A 25280-nucleotide genomic window follows, 5' to 3' on the forward strand; every position below is an offset into this window, starting at 1 on the left:
AGTGTAATTTTCATGGTTCGTAGCATGATCCTGATTCTATCGAAAATCAAGCATCTTCAATGATCACGGGTATAGAAGTGATTTCTACGATTTCATGAAAAATGTAGAAGCTGCCTCCAACAGCATCTACGCCTTAATAGAGGGCTACTTCAGCCCTCTATTATTCGTACCATAACCCCGCAATTTTATTAGACTGAGCTACATCTCCAATTTTAAAAATCGCATCAAAGCAACATGCGACTCGATCAGGTTATGTGCTTGTTGTTGCCACTCATTTTGATCGCATTGCTGATTACAAAACTCTAAAGCTAAAACGGTAAGGTGCTGAAGTCGCTTTAAACACCAATCTTTGATCAGAATATCGGTCGATACCTGACATGCCGCTTGCTCGAGCTTTGCGCTCGTGTAAAGCAAGGTTTGATACGCTTTTTGAGGATCTCGGTACCTAGCATGTTGAAACACACGTAAACAACCGTCTAGCCAGCAAGCAATCGCTTTGCTTTGAACTTCGTTCAGTTCTGGGCCAAACACGCCGTCGGGCGCTTGATATAAGATCGTTTCCAGTTTTTCAACTTGATCATGCTTCCGATGTTCATACCACATGGCGATCTGATCTTGCCAAGTCCTCAATTCCATTACGCAGCCTCAGTCCATTGTTTTACATAGTGATTGGGTCCTATTTGATCAAATTCGTCGACAATGATGCTGCTACGACTACGAATTTCATCGGCATCTATCGAATAGTTTGGTTCACTTTTCACTAAGTTACCAAAAGGAAGATCTGGATCGGGAACGGCTGAAATCAATAGTTTGGTGTACGGGTGCTGCGGATTCTTCAGTATTGAGTGTGTATCACCCCATTCAACGATTTGCCCTTTGTACATCACAGCTGTTTCTTCCGCGATGTAGTGTGCGGTCGCCAAATCATGAGTAATGTACAAAAAGCCGATTCCTAGCTCTTGCTTCATGCGCTGCATTAGATTTAGTACCCCGAGGCGAATGGAGACATCCAGCATCGATGTTGGCTCATCCGCAAGAATGATTTGCGAACCGACGGCGAGAGCACGTGCTAAGTTTACTCGCTGACGTTGTCCACCACTCAGCTCGTGAGGAAACTTATTTAATGTCTCTTCAGGTAGTTCCACCAGCTTTAAAAGCGCTTCCAAGCGGGCAGGAATGTCACGCTCGCTTTTGATTTGCTTATGAATCTTTAAAGGGCGTGTTAGATGATGGCGAATGGTATGAGTTGGATTGAGTGAACCAAACGGATCTTGAAACACCATTTGTACTTTACTGCGATACTCTTGGAGCGCTGAACGTGACGTAATCTCATTGATATTAGTGCCATTGAAAAGGATCTCGCCTTCTGTTGCCGGATAGACTTTAGTGATCAAGCGAGCACACGTACTTTTACCGCAGCCTGATTCTCCAACCAAAGCCAGCGTTTTTCCTGCATACAGATCAAAGCTCACGCCTTGGAGCGCACGGAAGGTTTCCTCTTTCGCTAAACCACCGCCTACTCTGAACTCTTTAATCACGTTTTTCATTTGGATGATAGGCTGATTCATGATTACGCTCCTGGTTGCTCTGGTTGCTCTGGTTGCTCTGGTTGCTCTGGTTGTTTGTGGACGTCGTGGATGTTTGGAAAAGAAGCCCATAGCTTTTGTGTGTAGGGATGTTGAGGATTATTGCGAATTTCGTATGCCTGATTGACTTCGACGATTTCTCCATGCCGCATGATGGCAATGCGATCACACAATTGGCTCATCAGCGCCAAGTCGTGCGTAATAAAGAGTACTGAGAAGCCAAATTCATCTCTAAGCTGATAGATTTGCTGTAAAATCTCCCTTTGTACTACCACATCTAAAGCGGTTGTGGGCTCATCCATAATGATCAGCTTAGGGTTCAAAGACAAAGCAATAGCAATCACCAAGCGCTGACGCATTCCACCTGAAAATTGGTGAGGGTATTCCGTTAACCGTTCTCGTGGAATATTGACCAAGTCCAATAGTTTTTCTGCTCGATCTTTCGCTTGAGCGTTGGTGAGTCCTTGGTGATGACGCAATACATCTGCGAATTGCTCTTGGATCGTTAAGACAGGGTTGAGTGAGTTCATCGCGCTTTGAAACACCATGGCGATTTCACTCCACCTCAGAGCGGTTAGATCAGAATCTGAGAGGCTAAGAATGTCTTTGCCATCAAATAATATTTTACCGCCAGAAATGAACGCTGGCGGCTTATGGAGACGATTGATCGAGAATGCGATCGTGCTTTTGCCACACCCCGATTCACCAGCAAGCCCAAATACTTCTCCTTTGCCGATATCGAAGCTGACGGATTTTACCGCATTGAAATCACCATTATCGGTGATGTAATCGACGCATAAATCTCGGATCTGGATGACCGGATTATTGTGGTATGCATGATTTAAGTTAATACCATCCATATAAACACCTTACCAATGTAAAAGATAATTATTATCATTATCAGGTGTGATGGTTTTTAGAAAGTGGCAAGCGGCGAATCAGTGAAGTGACTCGAAAGTTAGGCGAAATAAAAAGTGGTATCCGGCGTTGTTAATGAAGTCAAGGAAGACGAGAATTGAGAGCTGGATCAGCACACTTTTTTTAGGGGGAATTATTCAAATTTAATCGTAAATTTGCCCCTTGGCAAAACTTAAATGATGGATCTATTAAGGAGTTAACGAAAGGGCGGGAGGGGTCACATTTCCCTACAGTTTTTCTTACCACCTCGTTCCTGTTTTGCTATAGATTACGCATCGAAAACATGGTGTGTTCGGAGGAAATATGTCCATTAATTCTATCGACCATGACGAGATGACCAACATCGCTCACAAATGGGAATTACCTGATGAAGAAGCCGTTGTGAAGCCTGAGAAAACAGTGAAATCAGCAGAAGCCAGAAGACGCATTGAAGCGCTACGTGAAATCCGTGAAAGTGGATTGACCATTGAAGAAGCAAGGGAGCTTGGCTTGATACACTGATTGCTCTAGTTTGGTATAGCAATCCATAGGGTAGTCGTCGGGCTGCCCTTTTTATTTTTCGCTCCATTTTAGCCATAGCGTCTCACTACAACATCTCACATCTCTTTATTTTTCTTATCCAAACGTTCTAATTCACCTCTCTTTCACCTAAAAAGTTCTAGATCCAAACTCATTTTCATCTGTGTAGAAGTTTGACAATCTTACCTAGCGTTACTAAAAGATATATCAATAGCGATATGCTTTTTGTTGATTATCGCGACCACAAAGCAAGGAGCGCGAGTATGGTTGACCAAATCCTTTTTTATGAGCCCGATGAGCCCCACGGTTTTCTTTCCAATTTTTGCCATGCCCCAGTCAATATATCCTCCCAAACTTGGCCCACCAGCGAACATTATTATCAAGCCCAAAAGTTCCTCGATGCGCAGTTACAGAGCAAAATTCAACACGCGAGCACTCCCGATGAAGCATTCGCCTTAAGTCGAAAATACGAACATTTTGTCAGAAGTGACTGGGAGGATATGAAGTTGGCCGTTATGGCTTTCATCGTTAGAGAAAAGTTTCTGCAAAATCTACCTTTAGCGCAGCAGTTAATGAGAACGGGTAACGCTTGTCTCACAGAGCATTCTCACAAAGATGCCTTTTGGGGGGATGGGGGAGACGGTAAAGGAGAAAATCATTTAGGAGAAATTCTGATGAACGTTCGGGCTGAGCTGAGACATGTCGAGCCCTACAATCTCGTGAAGTTCATCGATAAAGCCAAATTGCCGACCCAATGGGGCACATTTATGATGTATGGCTTCGTTGAAACCGCCACGAACAAAGAGCATCTTGCCCTCGTGTATGGAGAGCCTGCAAACAGCGCTGCACCACTTATTCGGTTGCATTCGGAGTGCCTTACTGGCGATGCCTTGTTTAGTACGCGTTGCGACTGTGGTTTTCAGCTCAATAGGGCGCTACAAAATATTGTCGAAGAGGGATGTGGTGTACTGCTTTATTTGCGTCAAGAAGGACGTGGTATTGGCTTGATTAATAAAATTCGAGCTTATCACCTCCAGGACGATGGCGCCGATACTGTAGAAGCCAATGAACGTTTGGGCTTTGCTGCCGATATGCGTGATTACGCATTCTGTAAAGGGATGTTAGAGCATTTGGGCATTGATGCGGTGCGACTAATGACGAACAACCCACGTAAGCTGGCTGCGTTAAAAGCGGTTGATATCAACGTCATTGAGCGTGTGCCCTTGCAAGAAGGTAATAATCCGAGCAATCAACACTACTTGCAAACTAAGGCGAGTAAATTAGGGCACATGTTTGATCCTAAGTTTGTCAATCACACCAAGTAAAGCATCATCTATGTCTCAATAGATGAAAACGCCAACGATACTATCGTTGGCGTTTTCATTCGTTAGGTCATTTATTGATATCTTTGAATGATCTCATCAATTTCGCCCGATGTTTTTAACTCAGCCAAACGTGTATTGATGTAGTCCTGAGTTTCTGGCTGCATTTGGGGCGAAAAGGCCAAATAGATCGAGTAGTCAGGGATAACTGAGTCGAAAGATTGGATATGAAAATCTTCTAGCGACAAATTGAGGCGTTTTAAGTTGTACATAACGCGTGATTCCATTTCGACGAAGGCTGTATCTCCTGGTGTTCGGGTTATCACTCGATATGCGGCATCATAATCTTTAACGCGTATTTCATTCACACTACCATCCTCAAAGAATGGGATTAAATTCGGATAATCAAAACCGAGTAGTAATACGATAGATCGGCCATGCATGGTGTCCATATTCTTGAACTCTAACGGTTTCTCACTACTAGAGACCAATACATGTTTTACAGTGTAAATGGGCTCTTCAGACAAGTTTTCTGATTGCACCTTGCCCCAATTTGGGCTGCCGTAAGTTAGCCAGTTTGGTTCGCCACCTTCTTCTAATATGGAGATCATTCGTTTAAACGGATAAGTATGATAATTCACCTGATAATCCGATTCAGCGAAAATGGCACTGACGATGTCAGTCACAATCCCGGAATGCAATTGCCCCTGTTGTTCTATTTGAAATGGCCTTGCTTGGTCGGCGATAACGTAATAGTTCACTTCAGCGGCAGTAGCATAAGTTCCTATCGCAATAAAACTAAAAGCCAATCTAAGTAGAAGTCTTTTCATCGTATCCTCGATTATTATTTACGCGTGGCTATATTTAGAGTAGCGCAAGTTTATCGGAGCGATTTCATATGGATGAAAAAGAGCGATCTCAACGTCGATTTAGTATCGGCAACCAACTTATGTTGGCGGTGTTAACGTTGAGTTTAATCTTTACTGTCATCATTTCTGCTGTGAGTTTATATCGAGTTTTTAACGAAGATTTAGCCCATTTGCACGTCGAGCTAAAGCAGGTCGAATCCAGTTACTTATCGAGCTTTTCTGCCAGCTTATGGGTGGAGGATAGGGAACTGTTACTCACTCAAGCAGAGGGCGCAATGCGCATGCCCTCTGTGGATTATTTACGTATCGCTAATGAAGATGAAGTTATCGTCGAACTGGGCACCGCACTTTCTGAGGATGTCGTAGAAAGAAGTTGGCCGATGCAATATCGTGTTGGTGATAAAACCTATGATCTGGCGACATTGACTGTTCAGGCGGATCTGAGCTCGATTTATGAAGATCTTTGGCAACAATTTTTTTTCTTGCTCACGACAGAAGCGATCAAGATCCTATTGCTCATAATTGGCGTGCTTTGGGTCGCCTTCCGCCTCTTGGTCAATCCTCTCCAACTGCTTTCCGGCGCCGTGAGCGATTTTAGTGGCGGGAAGGTCCCAAGCAAAGTTACGCTCCCAAAGCGTTGGTGTTTTGATGAAGTGAGCGTGTTGGCGGAGAAATACAACCGAAGCGTTGAGAAAGTCCGTGAACATCAGACTGAGCTTGAAGAAGAAAGAGATAGAGCGGAAGTCGCCAACCGCAAAAAAAGTGAATTTCTTGCCACTATGAGCCATGAAATTCGAACACCGATGAATGGCATTATTGGTGTCGCTTCATTACTGGGTGACACCAAACTCGATCCTCAGCAAAAAGAGTTTGTAGAGATCATCGATAGTTCTTCTCACTCTTTAATGACGATCATCGACGATATTCTCGACTTTTCTAAAGTCGAAGCAGGTAAAGTCGAATTAGAAAATGCGAGTTATGATCTGCGCCGTATTTTGGATGATGTGATCAGCTTACATACCGTCAAAGCCAAGCAGAAGAATCTGCAATTGCTTAGCGATATTGATCCTCACTTGCCAGCGGAAGTGCAAGGTGATGCTGCACGCTTAAAACAGGTATTGAACAATTTGTTGAGCAACGCGATCAAATTTACTGATCGTGGTCATGTGAAGCTTCTTGTTGAGTTAACGCGTCAAGAGCATGATGTCGCCATGATTCGATTTCGCGTCGTTGATTCTGGCATTGGTATTGCGAAAGAGAATCAACAAGCGATCTTCGAACGTTTCCAACAAGCCGATGGCAGTACAACCAGAAAGTACGGTGGTACCGGCCTTGGTTTGGCGATTGGTGCTCAGTTGGTGAACTTAATGGGAGGAGAAATCCAGCTGACAAGTGAGTTGGGACTCGGTAGTTGTTTTGAGTTTTCGATTCCAGTTGTAGTAAAAGCACGGTCTACCTACTCGGAACGACCTAATGTTTTGACGTTTCCAAAAGTTGAAGATAATGAAACCAGCCTCCAGCATGACAATCAACCTTGGGTATTGATTGTTGAAGATACCATCGTAAACCAGAAAGTCGTCCGTATTATGTTGGAAAAGCTCGGCGTTCGAGTGAGCGTCGCAAATCATGGTGAAGAAGCGCTTCAGCTATGTGAGAAGCAAGCTTTTGACTTGGTGTTTATGGATTGCCAAATGCCAGTGATGGATGGCTTCATTACTACTGAGCGTATTCGACAAATGGGAGAGTGGGGGAAACACGTTCCCATTATTGCGTTGAGTGCCAATGTTATTAAAGAAGATCAACAACATTGCTTTGACGTCGGTATGAATGAGTTTGTCGCCAAACCTGTGACCAAAGATCGGTTGCATCAAATATTCGAGCAGTTTTTACCAAAAGCGCTGAAAATCAGTGCGGGTCCCAAATAGTTAACTTGAAATTGATCAAGTTAAGTGCGTTTCTATTCTGCAATTGTAACTCTGTATGCTATAGTGCGCGGCTAGTATTTAAAGTACCTTGAGGCTGTAAATGTCGTTCAATCTATCCCTATTGCCGCCTGATGAAAAAACCAAAATCGAACTGGATAAACAAGCGTCGTTTTTGGTTTGGAAGCTCAGAGAGGCCAAATCTGGTCCTGAAGCAATAGAAGAACAGTTGTCCAAGATTAACGATGCTGATGAAAAAGCGTTTTTTCAGCAATCGGTCGAAAAGTACAAACGAGTAATGGGTGTCGCTTAACGCGAATCGTGACAACGGTATAAAACTATGTGGCGAATGAGGTAACCTCCCCATTCCTTTGCTAAGCGAAATTGAAAAGGTTTCGCTTTTTGCTAAAATCCTTCGCATTAAATTTGAATTTAGAGAGACATCCCGATGGGAAGAAGTTTTGAAGTGCGCAAAGCCTCTATGGCGAAAACTGCAGGCGCGAAAATTAAAGTTTATTCCAAATACGGTAAAGAAATTTACATGTGCGCGAAAAACGGCGGTAGTGACCCAGACATGAACTTGTCTCTTCGCCACCTGATCGCGAAAGCGAAAAAAGATCAGGTACCAGCGCACGTTATCGACAAAGCACTAGACAAAGCGAGTGGCGGCGGTGGTGAAGATTACCAACCAGCGCGCTACGAAGGCTTCGGCCCTGGCGGTACTAGTGTTATCGTTGACTGTCTGACCGATAACGGCAACCGTACTTTCCAAGATGTACGCCAATGCTTTGTTAAAGTGGGTGCGAAAATTGGTGTTGAGGGCTCAGTTTCTCACATGTTCGATCACCAAGCGGTATTCCAGTTCAAAGGCGACGATGATGAAATCATCCTAGAAACGCTAATGATGGAAGATGTAGACGTAACTGACGTTGAGCTAGAAGACGGTGTGATCACTGTATTCGCTCCTCATACAGAGTTCTTCAAGACGAAGACAGCACTAAATGGTGCGTTCCCAGATCTAACGATCGATGTGGAAGAAATCACTTTCGTTCCTCAAACTCACACGCCAGTAGCGGGTGAAGATGCTGAGAAGTTCCAGAAATTCCTAGATCTTCTAGATGACTGTGACGACGTTCAGCAGGTTTACCACAACGCAGAGCTATAATTTTTTAGCTTCCACCGTTGTAAAAAGGCTTCCCGAGGGAAGCCTTTTTTGATCACACTCTTTGCTAGCAGCATTATACGTTGCGATATTTGGAATAACACAGTGACATGATCACACCAAAGCAGATGCCTTGCGTCAGCATGGCCGTGCCGCCGTAACTAAAGAACGGCAAAGGGCTTCCCATTACAGGCAACAAGCCGCTCACCATGCCTGTATTGATAAAAGCATACAGGAAAAAGCTCATCGCTAATGCACCACTCACAAGCCGACTAAAAAAGTGGTCAGACTGACATGCAAGCAACATGACGCGCGCGGTAATAAACAAGTACAGTGCGAGCAAGACTAAACTACCAACAAAACCCCACTCCTCGGCATAAGTCGAAAAAATAAAGTCCGTATGACTTTCTGGAATAAAGCCAAGTGTTCCTTGCGTAGCATTCATCCAACCTTTGCCTTTCATTCCGCCGGAGCCTATCGCAATCAAAGATTGGATAATTTGGTAGCCCGAACCTAACGGATCCGACTCCGGGTGCAAGAACTGAGTAACGCGGCTTTTTTGATACGTCTCCATGACGAAGAACCACAAAATTGGCGCCAACGTTAATATACTCGCGACAAAGCCACCGATTATTTTCCAGCTCATGCCAGCTAAAAATAAAACGAATAAGGCGTAAATGACGGTAAAAACTGCACCGTCTAAATCCGGTTGTAGCGCGATTAACCCAGCAGGAATCATTGTGATGAGTAAGCAGAATGCGATTTTCCTACTATCTGGTCTGCCACCTTCAATATGTAGCATCCACGCGATCATGATTGGAATCGAGAGTTTGATTAGCTCCGAGGGTTGAAAGCGAAAAAAGCCAATATCGAGCCAACGTTGAGAACCATTAGTGCTATCGCCAAACAAAGCGACAGCAAGTAGCAGCGCAACCGCAATAATGTAGAGATATGGAGCTGAGCGTTGATAGCTAGCGGCGGGAATCGATGACATGACCAATATACAAACCAAGGTCAGTCCGCAGCGTGCTAAATGCTTGAAGAGCATGGCCTCATTAAAGCCACTGGCACTCCAAAGTGTTAGTGTACTCAATAGCATGATCGGAATGATCGCCATCAGCAGTGGCAAATCGACCCTGGGGAAAAAACGCTTATTCATTTTCTACGACCTAATAACGCACCCAGTTCGAGCGCGAAAACAACCAGAACTCGAGAGTTCGAACTATTCCGATGCTAAGAATCCTATTTGGAAATAACAGACACCATGCAAAGGTGTGTATGAGAGGAGCGTCGATGTCGTCTGTTATGGGTAAGCTGCTTGGAAAGCTGTGGAATGGATAAATACACTAGATGCAGGTTTTAAGCCAGTATTTTTATTCCTATTGTGGTGAAAGATGGACGCTTACAAACAAGCAGGGATATATGCTCTCTTTAAGAAGGGAATGTCATCCATCGCAGCAAACAACCGTTCATTCTAAATAACTGCCATTGGTCGCATGCAAAAGCAGCGCGCGATCTTCTCCATTAATCTGAAACCATCAAATCACGTTCAACTAAGGACAGTACATGATGGTTTCTCAATCTCGCTCAATCAAAACTCTTAAACTGGCAAGTACGTTTATCGCCGCATTTGCACTCAGCAGCAATTTGGCTCTGGCTAACCCAAGCGAGCGCACACTCAGTCAATTCAACCAAGCAGCGCGGGGTGATTCTGGTTTGGTTGATACTGTTTACGGCGAATTATCCAAACAACTCGAAGAGCAGGGCGCAACGCCGGTGACCTTGGTTTACTTAGGCAGTGCGGAGACGTTGCAAGGCCGTGAGGCGTTTATGCCTTGGAACAAGATGAAGTTCACCGAGCGCGGTCTTGCGACAATCCAAAAAGGTTTGGATTTAATGGCGAATCAGCCAGTACCACTGCAAGAGCAACAACGCTTACAAGGCTTGCCGGAATACCAATTAGCCACCGCCATGGCAGCCACCACCTTTACTTCTCTACCTGACATGTTCAATCACTTTGAGCGTGGCTACGAGCTGTACCTTTCTCTGCTCGATGAACCGAGTTTTAGCCAGCAACCTTTCGCCGCAACGTCTTGGATTTATCGCTACGCCATTGAAGCTGCATTGCGCGCTGAAGATGTTCAACAAGCCAAAACATGGTTAGCGCAAATGGAGCAATTGGGTGACAGCAATCTAGAAACGCAAACCGCGAAAGCGCTGTTAGCGAAATATTAGGGAGGCGTCATGATCGTTTTTAATCAACTTAGCCGCGACTACGCCCTTGGCAGCCAAACGGTGCGTGCATTGCGAGAGGTTTCTGGTGAAGTATTTGCCGGCGAAATGGTGGCATTGTGCGGGCCGTCTGGCTCAGGCAAGAGCACCTTACTTAACGTACTTGGCATGCTGGATACTCAATACCAAGGTCAGGTGACGTTTGCAGGCAGCCCATACCCAACTGGGCAAATGCAGGCTGCGAAAATGCGCCGTGAAAAGCTTGGCTTTGTGTTCCAAAAATTCAACCTTGTACCTGTGATGACAGCGTTAGAGAACGTGGCTTATCCGCTGCATCTCAACGGCTTTTCAAAAGCAGAACAAACCGAGCTCGCTACACAAATGCTAGAACACGTTGGCTTGGGCGAGTTTATTCATCACATGCCCGATAACCTATCAGGCGGTCAGCAACAACGCGTGGCAATTGCGCGCGCCTTAGTGCACAAACCGGCGTTGGTGATTGCTGATGAGCCAACCGCAAGTCTTGATAGCCAAACTGCCAACAAGGTCATCGACATTATGAAAGGGCTCGGACACGAGCTTGGTACCACTTTTATCGTCGCCACTCACGACCCTCGTATGGCATCTCGCTGCGATCGAACCATTGAATTGGTGGATGGCAAGATCACCCAAACGCACGCAAGTGTGGAGGAGGTTTCATGGGCAAGCTAATTCCAGTTTCCGTTCGCCTTGCTTGGTTGAACCTGCAACGCAATCGCCGCCGCAGTTTGTTGTCGATGCTGATCATTGCCATTGCCGTGTTTGCCTTAACCAGTGCGGGCGGGTTTGGTCTGTACACCTACGACAGTTTGAAAGAATCGACAGCACGTGACACGGGGCATCTGACATTAACCACGCCGGGTTATTTCGCCAAAGAAGAAGAGATGCCGCTAAGTAACGGGTTAACTCACGCCAACGACATCACCAAGCAATTGATTGGCTTAAACGAAGTGCGAGGGGTTCAACCACGAGTTGAGTTCAGCGGTTTGATTTCCAACGGCAACAAGTCATCGATCTTTATCGGCATTGGCGTGAACGAGCGCGAATTCGATATGAAAGGACCGTTTTTGGATGTGCGCGAAGGGCAGACGCTATCCAACATTCATGCTTCGCGTTATGACCCAGCAGAGCCAGAAGTGATGCTTGGCGTTGATTTGGCGAACAACTTAAGCGTGCACGTTGGCGATTGGATTACCTTGCTGGCGACCACAACCGACGGTGCGTTGAACGCGTATGACTTCAAAGTTCGTGGCATCTATTCAACCGGCGTACCAGAGCTTGATAAACGCCAGTTGTACGTGCACATCAACAGCGCGCAATCGCTGCTCGGTTCAGACAAAGTCAGCGCGTTGTCGGTCTTTCTGTTCGATACCAGTTTAACGAGCCAAGTCGAGCAACAAGTGGCTTCGGTTCTGAGTAAGCAAAAACAGAACTTTGGTGATCAAGATATTGAGATTACGCCTTGGCAAGAACGTGCGTTCTTCTATCTCAAAGTGAAAGGTTTGTACGACCGTATCTTCGGCATCATGGGCGCAGTAATGGCGTTGGTGGTCTTTGTTGCGCTGTTCAACACCATGACCATGTCGGTCACCGAGCGTACACGTGAAATCGGCACATTGTCAGCACTTGGTAGCTACCCTAGCGAAATCATTGCTGGGTTCTTGCGCGAAGCAGGGTTACTTGCGGTGATTGGCAGCTTAATCGGCGCTTTGTTTACTGCGTTAGTTACCGTTTTACTGATGGTCGTGGATGTGCAAATGCCGCCACCACCAGGGCGCACAGAAGGTTACCCATTAACGATTTACTTCTCTTGGGAGCTGGTGGCTGCCGCAGGATTCGCAGTATTGATGATTTGTTTGGTTGCGGCGTTTCTCTCGGCACGCAAAGGGGTGAACAAGCCAATTACGGAGGCACTGATTTATGTTTAATTTCAAATCACTATTACCAATTGCATTGCTGACGGCAAGCGGCGTTGTAAGCATGAATGCCAGTGCGAATGAAACAGCGTTAGATGCACAGCAAGTCGCGCAATTGATTGAAAAAGCCGACAGCTACCGCTTGCAAGATGATTCCTCCAAAGTGGTGTCACTGGTGCGCTTATATCAAGACCAAGAGTTAGATAAAACCCGCCTTTACCACGTGTACACGCGTCCAAATCGTGAATCGCTGGTTGTGTTCAAATCGGCGGTTGAAGCAGGGCAAAAGATGTTGATGATGGGCGATAACTACTGGCTGCAAATGCCAAAGAGCCGTCGGCCTATTCGAATTACGCCAATGCAAAAACTGCTTGGTGAAGCGTCTATCGGCGACATCTCAACCCTGACGTGGAGCCAAGATTATCAAGGTGAATGGAAAGCGACAGAAACTGTTTCGGTGAACGGAGAAAGTGTCGCGGCTTATCAACTTGCGTTAACCGCGAAAACCAAAGGGGCGAGCTATCAGAAGATCGACTTGTGGTTGTCTGAGCAAGATGCGTTTCCAATCAAAGCTGATCTTTACTTGCGCTCTGGCAAACTCGCCAAGCAAGCGCAATACGGACGTGCAACCGACAACGGTGAAGACTACGTCAGTGAGATGACCTTGCTTGATAGCATTCAGCCGAGCAAAAAGACCGTTATCGAGTACCAAGAAATCGTGCCTTGGCAACTGGATAACAAGTTCTACAACCCAAGCTATTTGCCTAAAGCCAACACGACTCAGCTTTAGTCTCAATTTTTTAAGTAGATCCATGAAAACGAGCAAGGAAGTCACATGAAATCGCGCCAGCCTATCTTTACCAAAAGCACCAGTCTGTTGATTGCTGCGTCATTGTATGTGGGCGCTGCAGCCCCTGTTTTTGCCAATGATGAACTGAGTTTTGAGTGGGATTGGGCTGTCAGTTACGAAACTGCCAAGCAGCGTGACAGCGCATTTGTACAAGCGCAGGGCAGTTCTCGTGATTCACTGAATGCACTGTTGGATGTGCAGGTGAATTATCAAAACTTTAGTGGCTTGTTTGCTCTGTATAGCCAAGGTTTGTACCTCAATCAACAAGGAGAGAGCGAGTGGTGGAGTGAAGCTGATAACCAGCTGCTGATTCGAGAACTTGCTTGGCTAGGGGAATGGCAAGTCGGTGACACCACACTTGATGTGAGCTTAGGTAAGTTGCGCGTGGATTGGGGTGTAGGTTATGGCTACCGACCTTTAGATCTGTTTAAGCCTTATCGACAAAACCCTGTTGGCTTAGTCGCAGAAGAGGGCGCGGGTGTGTTTTCACTTTCACACTATGATATGGCAGGCGAGTGGACGGTGATTGCGACCGATTCAAGCTGGGGGCAACAAGACCAAAGTGCACTTGATCAAGCCGCAGAGCAGCAAGGTGTTGGTATTCGTCGTTATGCGCTGGTGGGTGACACCGAGTATCAACTTATTGGTTATTACGATGATGTGCGCCGAGGTTTACTTGGAGCCAGTGTAATTGCGGTGTGGGATGAATCCATCGCAATGCACGGTTCCATGCTGTGGCAAAAGCAAAGTGTCGGCTATCAGTTTCAGCAGGATGATCTTTACCGACCCATTTCGGTTGAGGAGCAGGGCAGCGCATTCCAAGCCTTAGCTGGGGTGAACTGGGCAAACCAAGCCGGACACAACGTGATTGCTGAATATTGGTACGACAGCCGAGCATGGTCGAAAGGCGAATGGCAACAAGCAATAGAGCGTGGCGAATTACTTTCTCAGCTCCCTGATCCTAATGTATCTCTACTTGCGACAAGCTATGCCCAAGGGTTTCAGCATGCCAATATCGTTCAGCATAACGTAATGCTGCACTGGAGTTGGGATGTGGAAGCATGGGCTGCATGGAACGGCAAAGCGGATATGGGTTGGTTAAGCGATGTAACCCCTACGTTGGATGTGATGTTGTCGCCGCAAGATGGCGGTGTGATTGTCACGCAGTGGCTTAACTACCAATGGATTGATACCGGCGATCAAAGTGTAGAAGTGGAAGTTGCCGCACGCTTTTTAACCGGAGACGACCAATCTGCTTACGCACAAATCAATGATAAGCATATGATTGTATTTAATATCAAAGGGAAATTCTAAATGTATTCAGCTAAGTTAATGGTAGAAAGTGGATGGCTACGCAGTGTGGTTGTCACGACTTTATTCTGTTTGTTTATCTCGGTAATGACATTGTCTGTTTGGGGGGGGCCTTACTATGTACATGTATTGGTGAGCTTTGGTTTTGGTTACTCCGCCTTGTTCTTCTCTTGGTTAGTCGACAAGTTGTTTCCTAGCATCCCTCGTAGACTAGAAATTGCTTTGTCACTGACCGCCTGTTTGTTGTTTGGCGTCATTAATGCGCAGTTTTGGCTCGGTGAATACTTCGGCATTTCGGGCATGCTGCCAGTGTTGCTGATGGGCTTGTTATTCAGCGGTATGTGTTACTTTTATTTCCACTCACGCGAGAAAGAAGCGATTGCTCAGCGTGAATTAGAGAGTATCAAGCGTGAAAAGGCAGAGCAGGAGCGTGCACTGTTGCTAAGTCAGCTTAAACAGATGCAAAGCCAGATTGAACCGCATTTCCTATTTAATACCTTGGCAAATATCAGCGCGTTGATGTCCCAGGACGTTGATAAGGCCAAGCAGATGTTGGATCAACTTACCTCACTATTACGTACGACGCTAAAAAGCTCACGTGAAGAGCACACCACGATTGAGAATGAAATTGCCTTAATTGAATCCTACTTGAGTATTCAGAAGATACGTCTGGATGGACGTCTAAGCTACAAAATTGAAGTAGAAGACGGTTTAGGAACAACAGAACTGCCACCGATGATGTTGCAACCTTTGGTGGAGAATGCCATTGTTCACGGTATTGAGCCAAAGCGAGAAGGTGGAGAAGTCAGTTTGCTCATCAAGCGCGAACAACAGAACTTGAAGATTGAAGTCAGAGACACAGGTGTTGGCTTGAATCACGTTAGTGGACACATGGGGTCAGGCGTGGGTTTAAGTAATCTCAAGCAGCGAGTTGAAGCTTTGTTCGCCGGGCAAGGAGAGGTTTCTATCAGTGAGTCTGCTCAGGGTGGCGTATGTGTTCGCCTGAGCTGGCCAATGGAATCGTAATCTAGGAAGAAAGGAATGAATACAGGGTTTACTGCCATTATTGCTGATGATGAACCGCTATTGAGGCGTCATCTTGATAAAAGCCTAGCTGATGTGTGGCCAGAGCTAGAGGTAATAGCCAAAGTCGCGGATGGTGAACAAGCGTTGCAAGCCATTGAGCACAACCAACCTGACATTGCGTTTCTCGATATTCGTATGCCAGTGTTGGATGGCATGACATTAGCGCAAAAACTCAATCAACTCGCCAATCCACCTTTGATTGTGTTTGTCACCGCGTACGATGATTACGCCATCAAAGCTTTTGAGCAAAATGCCGCCGATTATTTGCTCAAGCCTATCTCGGATGAGCGCCTCCTGACGACGTGTGAAAGAGTGAAAGCACGCCTTGCTAAGCGAGAGCAAGAAAGCAGCAATGTGCAGATGAACAGCCTGTTAGAACAGTTACAACAATTATCCGCGCCACAAACGCCGCAATATCTTCAGTGGATCAAAGCAACGCAAGGGGAAGATATTCATCTGATCGCCACGTCTGATGTGCTGTATTTCAAAGCGGAAGAAAAATACGTTTCTGTGTATGCCCAACAAGGACAAGGTAAAGTGCAGGAGTATTTGATTCGCACATCGTTGAAAGAGTTGATAGGGCAGCTTAACCCAGAACAGTTCTGGCAAGTGCACCGTTCAAGCGTGGTGCAAGTGTGCAAAATTAGCAAGGTAAACAAAGACTTTGCAGGCAGAATGTTTGTTCACGTTGGAGAAAACAAGCTCCCCGTGAGCCGTGCATCTCAAAGTTTGTTCAAAGGGATGTAATCGCTAGAACTGTTCACTCTTTACACTGTAAACTCGCTGCTCTTAACCCACATTATCAAGGAAGATAAATGAGTTATCGCGTAACCCTCTTAAATGCAACGGGAGAGTTGTCTCCACTCGCTGAGTATTTACATCAGAAACTTGATGATCTGAGCTCACAGCTTTCTAGTTACTTTGATTTAAGTAACGTCGACCTAACCGTTAGCCCGTTTGATCGCAATGACGTACCGCAGACGGGGATTGGTGGCTATTGCTTAAGCTCCTATCGTGTAGAGATTCTGCTTGATACGCAACGTGCTGATATTAAAAATGTTATTGAGAAAGAACTGGCTGCGGTGTTAGCGCATGAGTTGCATCACCTGTTCCGTATGCGAGCGGGAGAGAATGGCGTTGCGCTTGGTGATGTGCTGATTATGGAAGGGTTAGCTTGTCATTTCGAACGCAAGGTGAATGGTGGCGTCACTCCGAGCTTGTTTGAGAATATCAAAGATCAAGATTGGCGTCCTTTCTATGCTGAGATGAAAGACAAGCTGACCAGTTTAGATTACAACTTCGATGCTTACTTTCTTGGCCGTGATGAAAGCCGCTGGCCGAAGTACATGGGGTATTGGGTCGGGTACAACCTTGTCGCGGAATATCTGGCTGATTCTCAGGGCTCTGAACTGGATTTGGTTGGAGCAAAAGCCGAGCTTTTCTATCAATAACTCCGGCACAAGCCAAACTAATAGGCTGAGTTGTAAAAACAAAAAGCGCCTAAGTCATAAGACGTTAGGCGCTTTTATCGTTTTATAGTGATGACTTCTCCGAAGAGGCAAATGGGCTTATTCGCTGATCGTCACCTTCTCAATAATGATTGGATCGCATGGCACATCATCATGACCAAGCTTAGAAGTTGTTTTCACTTTCGCAATGCGGTTTACGACATCCATACCCGCGGTCACTTTACCAAACACCGCGTAACCCCAGCCTAGGTTGGTGGTTGCGGTATGGTCTAGGAAATCGTTGTCTTCCAAGTTAATGAAGAACTGTGCCGTTGCAGAGTGCGGTGCATCGGTACGCGCCATTGCGATAGTGCCAACAAGGTTCTTTAGACCACGGTTTGCTTCGTTTGCGATTGGGGCGCGCGTTGGCTTTTCTGCCATGTCTTCGGTGTGACCGCCACCTTGGATCATAAAGCCATCGATAACGCGGTGGAAAATGGTGCCGTCGTAGAAGCCATCTTCACAGTATTTTTTGAAGTTCTTTGAGCTAACTGGCGCTCGTTCTAGATTCAGTTCAATTTCGATGTCACCGAAATTGGTGGTCATGATAATCATCTGGTTTTGCCCTTATGGGTGCTTAGTTGGCGGCATTATAGCTAAGTCGCTTGAGGATAGCAGAAATAAAAACAGCGACGTTAAGGCGTCGCTGTTTCTACTATTAAGTATGGTTAAGGAAGTTAAACCGTGAAGCGTCCCACCAAGTCGTAAAGCTCGTTGGCTTTGTGATTGAGGTTTTGGCTGCCCGAGCGATTTTGATTGGCAAGGTGCGCCGATTGACTACTTTGCTGAGAAATGACTTCGATGCGTTGTGAAATCTCTTGTCCAACTTGGCTTTGCTCTTCGGTCGCGGTAGCGATCAGCGTGTTCATGTCCATGATATTCGCAATCGCTGCTTGAATATCTTGCAGCGCAACCGATGCAGCACGTGCTTCTTCTACTGTCGCTTCGCCACGTGCTTGGCTAGATTCCATCGCTTTTACTGCGGCATCCGATCCTGCTTTAAGTTGATCGATCATCTTGTGAATGTCACCTGTGCTGTCCTGAGTGCGGCTTGCAAGCTTACGCACTTCATCCGCAACAACTGCGAATCCGCGTCCTTGGTCGCCTGCTCGTGCCGCTTCAATGGCGGCATTTAGCGCAAGCAAGTTGGTTTGTTCAGCAATATCTTGGATGACTTCAAGTGAGGATGAGATGTTCTGCACGTCACTCTCTAGACGTGAAATTACAGTGCTTGCTTCAGATACCTCATTCGCTAGCGCTTCAACGGAGTTAGCGGCGGAGTCTACGATGAGCTTCGCTTGTTGTGCGTTGTCATCGGCGTTTTTAGCGGAATCGGCGGCTTGGTTTGCGTTGCCAGAGATCTCGTGAGCGGTGGCCGTCATTTCTGTCATTGCTGTCGCGACTTGTTCCGTTTCCTCACGTTGACCAGAAGCCAATTCATCCACTTGTGAGGCGCGTTGAGACATGTTGTTCGTTTCTGATACTACCTCTTGTCCGACATGGCTGACGCTCTTAATAATTCCTTGCAAGCTCTCAACGAAGATATTGAAGTTATGCGCGAGCTGCTTAAATTCTGGCACGCTAGATTCTTCCATACGCGCGGTTAAGTCGGCGTCACCTTGCGCGAAAGATTGGATTGAGCTGTCAAACTGTTCGATAGGGCGCATAATGCTACGGTTGACGAGTACGGCAAAAATGGCCACGACAACGGCAATAGAGACACAAAACATAGCAATAGCGGCTAAGGTATTGTTTAGCTCATTGTTTGCTGTGTTTTCCATCTCTGTAATGATCGCATCGATGTCATCAGTATAAAAACCTGTGCCAATCATAATATCCCACTTGGGAATGAACATGGAGTAGCTGAGTTTTGGTAATGCTTCGGTTTGCCCTAACTTAGGGAAGTAGTAGGTTGTGAAGTCACCCGTTTTGGCGTTTTTCAACAGGTCTTGGATCAGGTAGTTGCCTTTTTTGTCTTGAAGGTTATAGAAGTTTTCTCCAACCCCTTTGTTGTTTTTTCCGACAACAACACGCACACCTTTTGAGTCGTACGCAAAAATATAACCTGATTGGCCGAACTCTAGCTCTTTGAGCACTGGAATGGCTTCTTGCAATGAGGCATTACGATCCAATAATGGTTTGAGTGCGGAATGAGCCATCTGCACATAGTTTTTCAGTTCCGCTTTCTTCATCGCCATCATCGTCGTGTGCGTATGATTGATTTGTTGTTGGTTGTAGGTACTGGTTTGGAGGTAGGTAAACCACATCATACCCAAAGCAATCGTTAACACGGGAATGATGGAAAGAATATAAAGTCGCTTTCTTATCGTTAGATTCATAGGTACTTCCTTACGTCTCGGCGCAGCGTTACAAACTGGTAAACTTCAATAGCTTTACCAAATAAAAGTGTTAATAATTATTTTTGTACTGATTGCAGATTAACCGAGTTGGCGGGTGAGAAGTACAGGAAGTTGGTGATCGTGGACGAGAGAGACTCACATTTTTAAGCAGGATCACAATTAGCGAGAGCATTGGCCCGAGTTGCAGCGGGAGCTACCAGTAAGCCAGTATGAGACACGATACCTATTGTTGGCAAAGCGCAGGTAAAGCCAGTCGGCAATTGGTTTGAATAATGGCCAACGTAGTGGTGCATATAGCCAACCTCGTCCGACCAACTACCATGCTCGGTGAGTCACATCAAGACCAAGTATCAGTTCATTATTGTCATTCAGCGCATGCAAAATCGTATTGGCTTTTTGTGCGTCTATCTGTGGGTAATCAGAAAAGTCATCGCTGTAGATATCGACGATTTTTATCGCTTGTTTTACATCTCGTCGCTTAAGTGCGTGCATTTCTTTGGCGCACAGTGGGCAAGTTCCGTCATAAAATATGGTGAGTTTTGTCATTGCGATCGTCTTACTTGATTTGTCTTACTGAATTCTACGTGGCGATTTTTCTTTTGGTTCATTATGTTGCAGGTAGTGGTTCCAATTCGTGCGTATGTTCTCGTAGTTGTATTGGCAAAAGTCTTTGCGATCTCGTAGGTAGTCTTTTTCAACTTCATCGAGAAGCGACTTGTACTGTTCCGGATCACTGCCGTACACCAAACATAAGGTAGAGAAGTAGCGTTGCAAATCAAAACTGTGCTCATCAATGTACTCACCGAAGTCGTAGTAGTCCGGTCTGTCATCAGACTCAAATGCGAACATGTCGGCGGCGCTAATGGCCATCTCTGCGCCATCTTCTAGGAAGTCAATCATTAAGATCGTGGCAAAATTATCGACGGCATCTTCTTCTTTTCCGAGAACAGGGATATTTTGATCTTCGATGTAAGCATGCCCGGCTTCATGCAGCAAGGTGTGTAATAACGTATCTAACGCCCCTGTTTTTGGGGATTTTCCAAGGCGTTCTTCATACTGGTTATTGGAGAAGTAATTGAGTGATTCCAAATAAAAAGTGTAAGGAATGTGTATCGTGTGCGTATCGGGATCGTACATTGGGCCATCTTCTCCGCCGTAAATCAGTGTGAGTGGTTTGCGAAATGGAAAGTGGATCTGAGATAGCTCAAGAAAAATTGGGTTTACATCGCTGTTTTGGATAGATTGCAGGGCGATGTTTTCATGGGTTGTTTCCACGGGAGAATATTCAATACGGATATTTTCCGCTGCAGTGGCAGATGAGATGGCACAGAGTAATAGCACAGGGAAAAGCGAATGAATTTTCATGTAGGGCTCTTGTTATTTGAATAACTTACATAAAAATTATACATGTTTTTGTGTGATTCATAACTGGGATTGTTTTTATCACCCAGAATCGGGTAGTTAGCCTCGAAAGACTACCATGACAACACCGTACATTTTGGTTGCTGGGCCCTCCAAAAAGCCTATCAAAACACGTTTTATTCAGGAGACGATAGATAAGTGATTGGCTTTTAAGGTTTATTTTTTGGTGAGGCTAAGCTGAATTGGCTTTGCTCTTTTGTCTGTAAAAATGCTATTCAGCAGTTAATCATTATGGAATGAAACCATGGGATTGGTGAATGTCACTGAATTGAAGAAAATTATCAGCAATATGTTATAATCCGGCTCCGTTGTGACGAAAACGTTTGTTGCAGCTTGAGAGTTTCCTTGGATTCGGCTCGTTTACACACCATGAGCCAGAGTTAAAAAACTACGACAGGAACAAGCAAACCCAATTGTTTTGAACGCGATCTCGGCGTTTAGAGGTTACAACGGGAAGGAACTTTGTTTGATAGTAATTGACACATTCTGTTTAAGTAAGGGAGCCCAATGTGGTTCAGAAAGTGTCACCCAGAATTTACTCACAACACTATACCCCAAGCAGTAACGCACAGGTATTGCGAGGGGGCATTTGAAGGAGCTATATCGGCTCCTTTCACATTTAAGGGCTTGCTAACAGCGGAAAACTGACACATCGCTAAAGGAGCGTCCCTTAAACTAGCCTAAGGCGCATCTACACCAACTTTTGAGTATTTTCGAAACAGTAAAGCGAGAACATTTGCTATTGAATGAAGGTTAAATTAACACTCGATCATTACGGAGGATGAAGAGAACAATAATAAGAGGCGATATGAATCATTTAATATCTGTAGGTGCACTGGAGTCCTTCTTGGTCGCAATCAGTGTGCTTTTCCTGGGGCATTTTATTAATGCTAAGCTACCGATTTTAAAGAAGTTCAACATACCTGAGCCGATTGTAGGTGGCCTTATTGTGGCCTGCATGATTACTGCTCTTCATTTCAACGGCATCGACTTGGAGTTCGATTTGCCGTTACAAAATACGTTTATGTTAATGTTTTTTGCGACGGTTGGTTTGGCCGCAAATTACACTCAGTTGATGAAAGGAGGTGCGAAGGTTTTTATCTTCTTAGCTGTCGCATCGTTTTACATCATCATACAAAACGGCGTTGGCGTTTCACTCGCGGCGGCGCTCGGTTTAGATCCTTTGATGGGGTTAATTGCTGGCTCGATTACTCTGTCTGGTGGCCATGGTACAGGTGCAGCGTGGTCACAAACCTTCCAAGACGTGTATGGATTGGATAACGTTTTGGAAATAGCGATGGCATCAGCCACTTTTGGTTTGATCATCGGCGGTATCATTGGTAGTCCAGTGGCACAGCGCCTCGTAGAAAAAAACAGCATTGAATCGGAGTATGGTCGTGGTGGTCGAGATGCCAAAACTCACGAAAAATTCCCTGAGTTGGTGACCTACAACGAATACGAAGAAGATAAAGTAACGGCGAAAAAAGTGGTGGAGAAACTCTTCTTCCTACTGATCTGTGTTACGGGGGCGAAGTATGTTGAGCAATGGGTTAGCACGTATGAAATCTCATGGTTGATGATTCCAGACTTTGTATATGCGCTGTTCATTGGTGTGATCATCACGAACTTCTTAGAGGTGACCAAGCTTCGTAAGTTAGACGCAGAAACCGTCGATATGCTCGGTACCGTTTCTTTGTCATTGTTCTTGGCGATGGCATTAATGAGCTTGAAGTTATGGAATATCTTTGACTTAGCGATTCCATTCTTGGTCATTTTGGCTGTGCAGTCTGTGGTCTTAGCTATCTTCACTTACTACGTCACGTTCAAAGTGATGGGACGCAATTACGACGCTGCGGTTATTGCGGGTGGTCACTGTGGTTTTGGCTTGGGGGCAACCCCAACAGCCGTGATGAACATGGGCTCTATCGTTAACCGATTTGGCCCGTCGCCGCAGGCATTTATGGTGGTGCCAATTGTGGGGGCTTTCTTTATCGACATCGTTAACTTAATCATTTTACAAGGTTACATTTCATTCCTTGGTTAAATTTAAGTTCATGATCTCCTGAGGTCGAAATAAAAACGGTCACAACACAGGTTGTGACCGTTTTTTTATGGCTCGATTTTGGCCGTTTATCGAACGACGGATTATTGAATGGTTCGGCTGAACTTGAGACTAGCTGTCCAACCAAGAACGCCGATGAAAGCGTAAATGCCAACGTTTAACCAACCCGCTTGAGGAATTGCATTAAATGGGCTTGGTGCAACAATGGCGTGCAGTGGAAGGTAAAGCACTTCGGAGAAGAACTGATCTAGGCCGTAATAGCCAAATAGTGCGATTGGCATCCAGCGCAGCGCATAAATGGCGATAAACAAAATGACCAGTGGTGAATTCACTTTCTGAGAAATAGCCATTGCGGTTAATGCCAACGGTAACAGTAGAATACCGGCGAACAACATTCTGATTAAAAACTCTCCCCAATGCAGCAGCACGTAACCTAACGAGGCTTGGCGGTACAATAAAGCCAATTGGTGATCGGTAGAGATGTTCAGCAACCACAGCATCAAATCTGCTGCGAGCACAAGCGCCGAGCAAACGAGCGGAATCACCAATAAGCCAAACCCTAGCTTCACTAAGTGAGTTTTTATATCGCTGACCGGCATACTACGCCAAAACATAATACTGCCCTCCGCACGCTCTTTGCGTAGCGTTCTTGGGAAGTATTGAACGGCTAACAAGATAGACAGCAGTCCTGCTCCTCCGGTAATCAACATATTGACGTCATCACCAAGCTCTTTATGAATGTCACTGACATCGCCACCAAAGCTCATTTGGAAAAACATATTGTGTTGTAGAGTGTCGTTACTCATTAAACTGACAAAGAGAATAACTCCACACGCCAACACAAACAGTGGAATACGTAAAACAAGAGGGTTTTCTAACCACTCTTTTTGCAACATCGCGACAACTGAACGCATTACGCTGCCTCCTTCTGCAATGCTAAAAATAGATCCGCTAACTTCACCCCATGGATGGTCCCCATTGTTTCTGCTTGTTGGGCATACTGGGCAGTGAGTAACCATTTCGTTGAACCGAGCCCTTTTTGTGACGAGAGTGGGTTCATCGCTTCAATTTGTGTGCGGTATTCGTCGCTGGCCTCAAGGATAAAGTAGTCTTCACTGATACTGTCCATCGAGGTTTGTAGTACAGGGCGGCCATGCTTGAGAATCAGCACATCAGTCAGTAAGTGCTCAATCTCTGATACTTCATGACTGGCGATGATCAACACGCGCTCGCCGTCGTGAAACCATTCCAATAAGTGACGATAAAACGTATCACGATACACGAGATCTAACCCGAGTGTCGGTTCATCCAATATGAGGATTTGGGTGTTAGTCGCGATTACAATCGCGAGGTGCAATTGCACCTTCATCCCTTTGGATAAAGATTTGATGCGCGCACGAGGTTTGATGTCCGTTTGACGAAGCAGCGTATCTGCTTGGACGCGATTGAACCCTGGATGCACGCCTTCGGTATAGTTAAGCAGTTGAGCGACAGTCATCCAATCTGGCAGAACGTTCACATCCGAGATGTAGGACAAGCTCTGCATTATTTTGTCGCGTTGCATAATGGGTTCAAATCCGTTGATACGAACAGTGCCTTGATATTCATGTGCGCCGAGTAGGGCATTAATAAGCGTTGATTTACCTGCGCCATTATGGCCGAGTAAGCCAAGTACTTGTCCTGCATGTAGGTCGAAACTCACTTCATGCAGTGCTTCTCCTTGTTGCTGATATTGCTTGGAGACGTTGTTTACACTGACTAATGCGCTCATTGGTCACCTTTCAAGTGTGGTTTTAGTTGTTGAATGAATTCGTCGAGTGACATATCCAGACGCTGTATTGTGTCGGCTATCTGCGGAATTTGTTGTTGAAGAAAACGTGCCTTCTCGTCTGCGAGCAATTTGAGCTTTGCCCCTGAAGCGACAAACATACCTTGACCGCGTTTTTTCTCCACTAATCCCTCATCAACAAGCAATTGATAGCCTTTCATGACGGTGAGGTGGTTAATTTTCATATCCGCAGAGATGCTACGAACGGAGGGCAGAGCATCGCCTTCTTGCCAGATACCTTGCAGTATTTGTTGAGTGATCTGGTCAGCCAACTGTCGAAAAATCGGTTGGCGATCATGCCAATTGGTCATGAGTGAATCTCTTGGCTGAAATGGTGTTATATATAGGTATAACACCTAGTGTGCCAG

General features: G+C 45.6%; 25 protein-coding genes and 1 pseudogene. 14 read left to right on the forward strand and 12 right to left on the reverse strand.

Annotated elements, in window-relative coordinates; all coding sequences use genetic code 11:
* Positions 1-198: 198 nt before the first annotated feature.
* Genes ACWYVB_RS20320 through ACWYVB_RS20330 form a run of 3 tightly spaced genes read right to left on the reverse strand, consistent with a single transcriptional unit; the run spans position 199 to position 2446 of the window.
* On the reverse strand, positions 199-636 hold the full coding sequence (locus tag ACWYVB_RS20320) for a transcriptional regulator (RefSeq protein ID WP_268978519.1): 438 nt from the start codon (positions 634-636) through the stop codon (positions 199-201).
* Entirely contained in the window at positions 636-1568 is a 933-nt protein-coding gene (locus ACWYVB_RS20325) for an ATP-binding cassette domain-containing protein (protein ID WP_065645233.1), read from the reverse strand. Before ACWYVB_RS20325 ends, ACWYVB_RS20320 begins: the two co-directional genes overlap by 1 nt.
* 2 nt (positions 1569-1570) lie before the next feature.
* Entirely contained in the window at positions 1571-2446 is an 876-nt protein-coding gene (locus ACWYVB_RS20330; protein WP_395196905.1) for an ABC transporter ATP-binding protein, read from the reverse strand.
* Between the two features lie 361 nt (positions 2447-2807).
* Here ACWYVB_RS20330 and ACWYVB_RS20335 point away from each other — a divergent pair, with 361 nt between their 5' ends.
* Together ACWYVB_RS20335 and ribA are read left to right on the forward strand one after the other, a co-directional pair.
* On the forward strand, positions 2808-3005 hold the full coding sequence (locus tag ACWYVB_RS20335; protein ID WP_005392088.1) for a PA3496 family putative envelope integrity protein: 198 nt from the start codon (positions 2808-2810) through the stop codon (positions 3003-3005).
* A 281-nt stretch (positions 3006-3286) separates the two neighbouring features.
* Positions 3287-4348, forward strand: coding sequence for a GTP cyclohydrolase II (gene ribA / locus ACWYVB_RS20340; protein WP_457529942.1), 1062 nt, complete (start codon positions 3287-3289; stop codon positions 4346-4348).
* Between the two features lie 71 nt (positions 4349-4419).
* On the opposite strand, the gene ACWYVB_RS20345 is transcribed toward ribA, so the two are convergent.
* Positions 4420-5175, reverse strand: a complete 756-nt coding sequence (locus ACWYVB_RS20345) for a transporter substrate-binding domain-containing protein (RefSeq protein WP_457529944.1) — start codon at positions 5173-5175, stop codon at positions 4420-4422.
* Positions 5176-5243: 68 nt separating this feature from the next.
* On the opposite strand from ACWYVB_RS20345, the gene ACWYVB_RS20350 reads away from it, so the two are divergent.
* The 3 genes from ACWYVB_RS20350 (at position 5244) to ACWYVB_RS20360 (ending at position 8301) form a co-directional block, all read left to right on the forward strand.
* The gene (locus ACWYVB_RS20350) at positions 5244-7139 is read left to right on the forward strand and encodes an ATP-binding protein (RefSeq protein WP_104973215.1); all 1896 of its coding nucleotides are present in this window, start codon (positions 5244-5246) and stop codon (positions 7137-7139) included.
* Between the two features lie 100 nt (positions 7140-7239).
* Positions 7240-7449: a DUF3283 family protein gene (locus ACWYVB_RS20355; RefSeq protein ID WP_301660040.1), complete on the forward strand. Its 210-nt coding sequence runs from the start codon at positions 7240-7242 to the stop codon at positions 7447-7449.
* Positions 7450-7584: 135 nt separating this feature from the next.
* Entirely contained in the window at positions 7585-8301 is a 717-nt protein-coding gene (locus tag ACWYVB_RS20360) for a YebC/PmpR family DNA-binding transcriptional regulator (RefSeq protein ID WP_005392082.1), read from the forward strand.
* A 73-nt stretch (positions 8302-8374) separates the two neighbouring features.
* Here the strand turns inward: ACWYVB_RS20360 and rodA are convergent, their stop codons facing one another.
* Positions 8375-9457 carry a rod shape-determining protein RodA gene (gene rodA, locus ACWYVB_RS20365; protein ID WP_005392081.1) on the reverse strand — a complete coding sequence of 361 codons (1083 nt, stop codon included), beginning with the start codon at positions 9455-9457 and terminating at the stop codon, positions 8375-8377.
* Between the two features lie 407 nt (positions 9458-9864).
* On the opposite strand from rodA, the gene ACWYVB_RS20370 reads away from it, so the two are divergent.
* From ACWYVB_RS20370 to ACWYVB_RS20405, 8 genes are all read left to right on the forward strand, one after another.
* On the forward strand, positions 9865-10533 hold the full coding sequence (locus ACWYVB_RS20370) for a hypothetical protein (protein WP_457529947.1): 669 nt from the start codon (positions 9865-9867) through the stop codon (positions 10531-10533).
* A gap of 9 nt (positions 10534-10542) precedes the next feature.
* Positions 10543-11241: an ABC transporter ATP-binding protein gene (locus ACWYVB_RS20375; RefSeq protein ID WP_154203013.1), complete on the forward strand. Its 699-nt coding sequence runs from the start codon at positions 10543-10545 to the stop codon at positions 11239-11241.
* Complete coding sequence (locus ACWYVB_RS20380) at positions 11229-12497, forward strand: ABC transporter permease (RefSeq protein ID WP_395196902.1); 1269 nt, start codon at positions 11229-11231, stop codon at positions 12495-12497. The genes ACWYVB_RS20375 and ACWYVB_RS20380 overlap by 13 nt, the downstream gene beginning before the upstream one ends.
* Positions 12490-13275: an outer membrane lipoprotein-sorting protein gene (locus ACWYVB_RS20385; RefSeq protein WP_395196901.1), complete on the forward strand. Its 786-nt coding sequence runs from the start codon at positions 12490-12492 to the stop codon at positions 13273-13275. The genes ACWYVB_RS20380 and ACWYVB_RS20385 overlap by 8 nt, the downstream gene beginning before the upstream one ends.
* Before the next feature lie 45 nt (positions 13276-13320).
* Positions 13321-14649, forward strand: a complete 1329-nt coding sequence (locus ACWYVB_RS20390; RefSeq protein ID WP_395196900.1) for a hypothetical protein — start codon at positions 13321-13323, stop codon at positions 14647-14649.
* Positions 14650-15672 carry a sensor histidine kinase gene (locus tag ACWYVB_RS20395; RefSeq protein ID WP_268978514.1) on the forward strand — a complete coding sequence of 341 codons (1023 nt, stop codon included), beginning with the start codon at positions 14650-14652 and terminating at the stop codon, positions 15670-15672. It begins immediately after the preceding gene.
* 15 nt (positions 15673-15687) lie between these two features.
* Entirely contained in the window at positions 15688-16479 is a 792-nt protein-coding gene (locus ACWYVB_RS20400; protein ID WP_395196899.1) for a LytR/AlgR family response regulator transcription factor, read from the forward strand.
* A gap of 68 nt (positions 16480-16547) precedes the next feature.
* Entirely contained in the window at positions 16548-17183 is a 636-nt protein-coding gene (locus ACWYVB_RS20405; RefSeq protein WP_457529951.1) for a DUF2268 domain-containing putative Zn-dependent protease, read from the forward strand.
* 117 nt (positions 17184-17300) lie between these two features.
* Here ACWYVB_RS20405 and ACWYVB_RS20410 read toward each other — a convergent pair whose 3' ends face one another.
* The 4 genes and pseudogenes from ACWYVB_RS20410 to ACWYVB_RS20425 form a co-directional block, all read right to left on the reverse strand.
* Positions 17301-17795 (reverse strand): peptidylprolyl isomerase, encoded by a 495-nt coding sequence (locus ACWYVB_RS20410; protein WP_005374458.1) that lies wholly within the window; start codon positions 17793-17795, stop codon positions 17301-17303.
* Positions 17796-17917: 122 nt separating this feature from the next.
* On the reverse strand, positions 17918-19579 hold the full coding sequence (locus ACWYVB_RS20415) for a methyl-accepting chemotaxis protein (RefSeq protein WP_268978511.1): 1662 nt from the start codon (positions 19577-19579) through the stop codon (positions 17918-17920).
* A gap of 180 nt (positions 19580-19759) precedes the next feature.
* Positions 19760-20146: pseudogene (locus tag ACWYVB_RS20420) on the reverse strand (thiol-disulfide oxidoreductase DCC family protein).
* Between the two features lie 24 nt (positions 20147-20170).
* Entirely contained in the window at positions 20171-20965 is a 795-nt protein-coding gene (locus ACWYVB_RS20425; RefSeq protein WP_199804117.1) for a DUF4344 domain-containing metallopeptidase, read from the reverse strand.
* An 865-nt stretch (positions 20966-21830) separates the two neighbouring features.
* On the opposite strand from ACWYVB_RS20425, the gene gltS reads away from it, so the two are divergent.
* Positions 21831-23066, forward strand: coding sequence for a sodium/glutamate symporter (gene gltS / locus ACWYVB_RS20430; protein WP_006740921.1), 1236 nt, complete (start codon positions 21831-21833; stop codon positions 23064-23066).
* Positions 23067-23167: 101 nt separating this feature from the next.
* Here gltS and ACWYVB_RS20435 read toward each other — a convergent pair whose 3' ends face one another.
* From ACWYVB_RS20435 to ACWYVB_RS20445, 3 genes are read right to left on the reverse strand one after another with little or no spacing between them, the layout of a single operon-like run.
* Positions 23168-23998: a hypothetical protein gene (locus ACWYVB_RS20435; protein ID WP_085344468.1), complete on the reverse strand. Its 831-nt coding sequence runs from the start codon at positions 23996-23998 to the stop codon at positions 23168-23170.
* Positions 23998-24855, reverse strand: a complete 858-nt coding sequence (locus ACWYVB_RS20440; protein ID WP_457529955.1) for an ABC transporter ATP-binding protein — start codon at positions 24853-24855, stop codon at positions 23998-24000. The genes ACWYVB_RS20435 and ACWYVB_RS20440 overlap by 1 nt, the downstream gene beginning before the upstream one ends.
* Positions 24852-25223 carry a GntR family transcriptional regulator gene (locus ACWYVB_RS20445; RefSeq protein WP_005392046.1) on the reverse strand — a complete coding sequence of 124 codons (372 nt, stop codon included), beginning with the start codon at positions 25221-25223 and terminating at the stop codon, positions 24852-24854. The genes ACWYVB_RS20440 and ACWYVB_RS20445 overlap by 4 nt, the downstream gene beginning before the upstream one ends.
* Positions 25224-25280 lie beyond the last annotated feature (57 nt).

The sequence above is a fragment of the Vibrio sp. JZG10 genome (assembly GCF_054064075.1).

Coding starts and splice junctions, on each gene's coding strand:
- ACWYVB_RS20330 (WP_395196905.1), bottom strand. CDS start 2,446: ATGGATGGTATTAACTTAAATCATGCATACCACAATAATCCGGTCATC.
- ACWYVB_RS20435 (WP_085344468.1), bottom strand. CDS start 23,998: ATGCGTTCAGTTGTCGCGATGTTGCAAAAAGAGTGGTTAGAAAACCCT.
- ACWYVB_RS20445 (WP_005392046.1), bottom strand. CDS start 25,223: ATGACCAATTGGCATGATCGCCAACCGATTTTTCGACAGTTGGCTGAC.
- ACWYVB_RS20375 (WP_154203013.1), top strand. CDS start 10,543: ATGATCGTTTTTAATCAACTTAGCCGCGACTACGCCCTTGGCAGCCAA.
- ACWYVB_RS20380 (WP_395196902.1), top strand. CDS start 11,229: ATGGGCAAGCTAATTCCAGTTTCCGTTCGCCTTGCTTGGTTGAACCTG.
- ACWYVB_RS20325 (WP_065645233.1), bottom strand. CDS start 1,568: ATGAATCAGCCTATCATCCAAATGAAAAACGTGATTAAAGAGTTCAGA.
- ACWYVB_RS20390 (WP_395196900.1), top strand. CDS start 13,321: ATGAAATCGCGCCAGCCTATCTTTACCAAAAGCACCAGTCTGTTGATT.
- ACWYVB_RS20410 (WP_005374458.1), bottom strand. CDS start 17,795: ATGATTATCATGACCACCAATTTCGGTGACATCGAAATTGAACTGAAT.
- ACWYVB_RS20415 (WP_268978511.1), bottom strand. CDS start 19,579: ATGAATCTAACGATAAGAAAGCGACTTTATATTCTTTCCATCATTCCC.
- ACWYVB_RS20385 (WP_395196901.1), top strand. CDS start 12,490: ATGTTTAATTTCAAATCACTATTACCAATTGCATTGCTGACGGCAAGC.
- ACWYVB_RS20400 (WP_395196899.1), top strand. CDS start 15,688: ATGAATACAGGGTTTACTGCCATTATTGCTGATGATGAACCGCTATTG.
- ACWYVB_RS20395 (WP_268978514.1), top strand. CDS start 14,650: ATGTATTCAGCTAAGTTAATGGTAGAAAGTGGATGGCTACGCAGTGTG.
- ACWYVB_RS20405 (WP_457529951.1), top strand. CDS start 16,548: ATGAGTTATCGCGTAACCCTCTTAAATGCAACGGGAGAGTTGTCTCCA.
- ACWYVB_RS20370 (WP_457529947.1), top strand. CDS start 9,865: ATGATGGTTTCTCAATCTCGCTCAATCAAAACTCTTAAACTGGCAAGT.
- ACWYVB_RS20440 (WP_457529955.1), bottom strand. CDS start 24,855: ATGAGCGCATTAGTCAGTGTAAACAACGTCTCCAAGCAATATCAGCAA.
- ACWYVB_RS20360 (WP_005392082.1), top strand. CDS start 7,585: ATGGGAAGAAGTTTTGAAGTGCGCAAAGCCTCTATGGCGAAAACTGCA.
- ACWYVB_RS20425 (WP_199804117.1), bottom strand. CDS start 20,965: ATGAAAATTCATTCGCTTTTCCCTGTGCTATTACTCTGTGCCATCTCA.
- ACWYVB_RS20355 (WP_301660040.1), top strand. CDS start 7,240: ATGTCGTTCAATCTATCCCTATTGCCGCCTGATGAAAAAACCAAAATC.
- rodA (WP_005392081.1), bottom strand. CDS start 9,457: ATGAATAAGCGTTTTTTCCCCAGGGTCGATTTGCCACTGCTGATGGCG.
- ACWYVB_RS20345 (WP_457529944.1), bottom strand. CDS start 5,175: ATGAAAAGACTTCTACTTAGATTGGCTTTTAGTTTTATTGCGATAGGA.
- ACWYVB_RS20350 (WP_104973215.1), top strand. CDS start 5,244: ATGGATGAAAAAGAGCGATCTCAACGTCGATTTAGTATCGGCAACCAA.
- ACWYVB_RS20320 (WP_268978519.1), bottom strand. CDS start 636: ATGGAATTGAGGACTTGGCAAGATCAGATCGCCATGTGGTATGAACAT.
- gltS (WP_006740921.1), top strand. CDS start 21,831: ATGAATCATTTAATATCTGTAGGTGCACTGGAGTCCTTCTTGGTCGCA.
- ACWYVB_RS20335 (WP_005392088.1), top strand. CDS start 2,808: ATGTCCATTAATTCTATCGACCATGACGAGATGACCAACATCGCTCAC.
- ribA (WP_457529942.1), top strand. CDS start 3,287: ATGGTTGACCAAATCCTTTTTTATGAGCCCGATGAGCCCCACGGTTTT.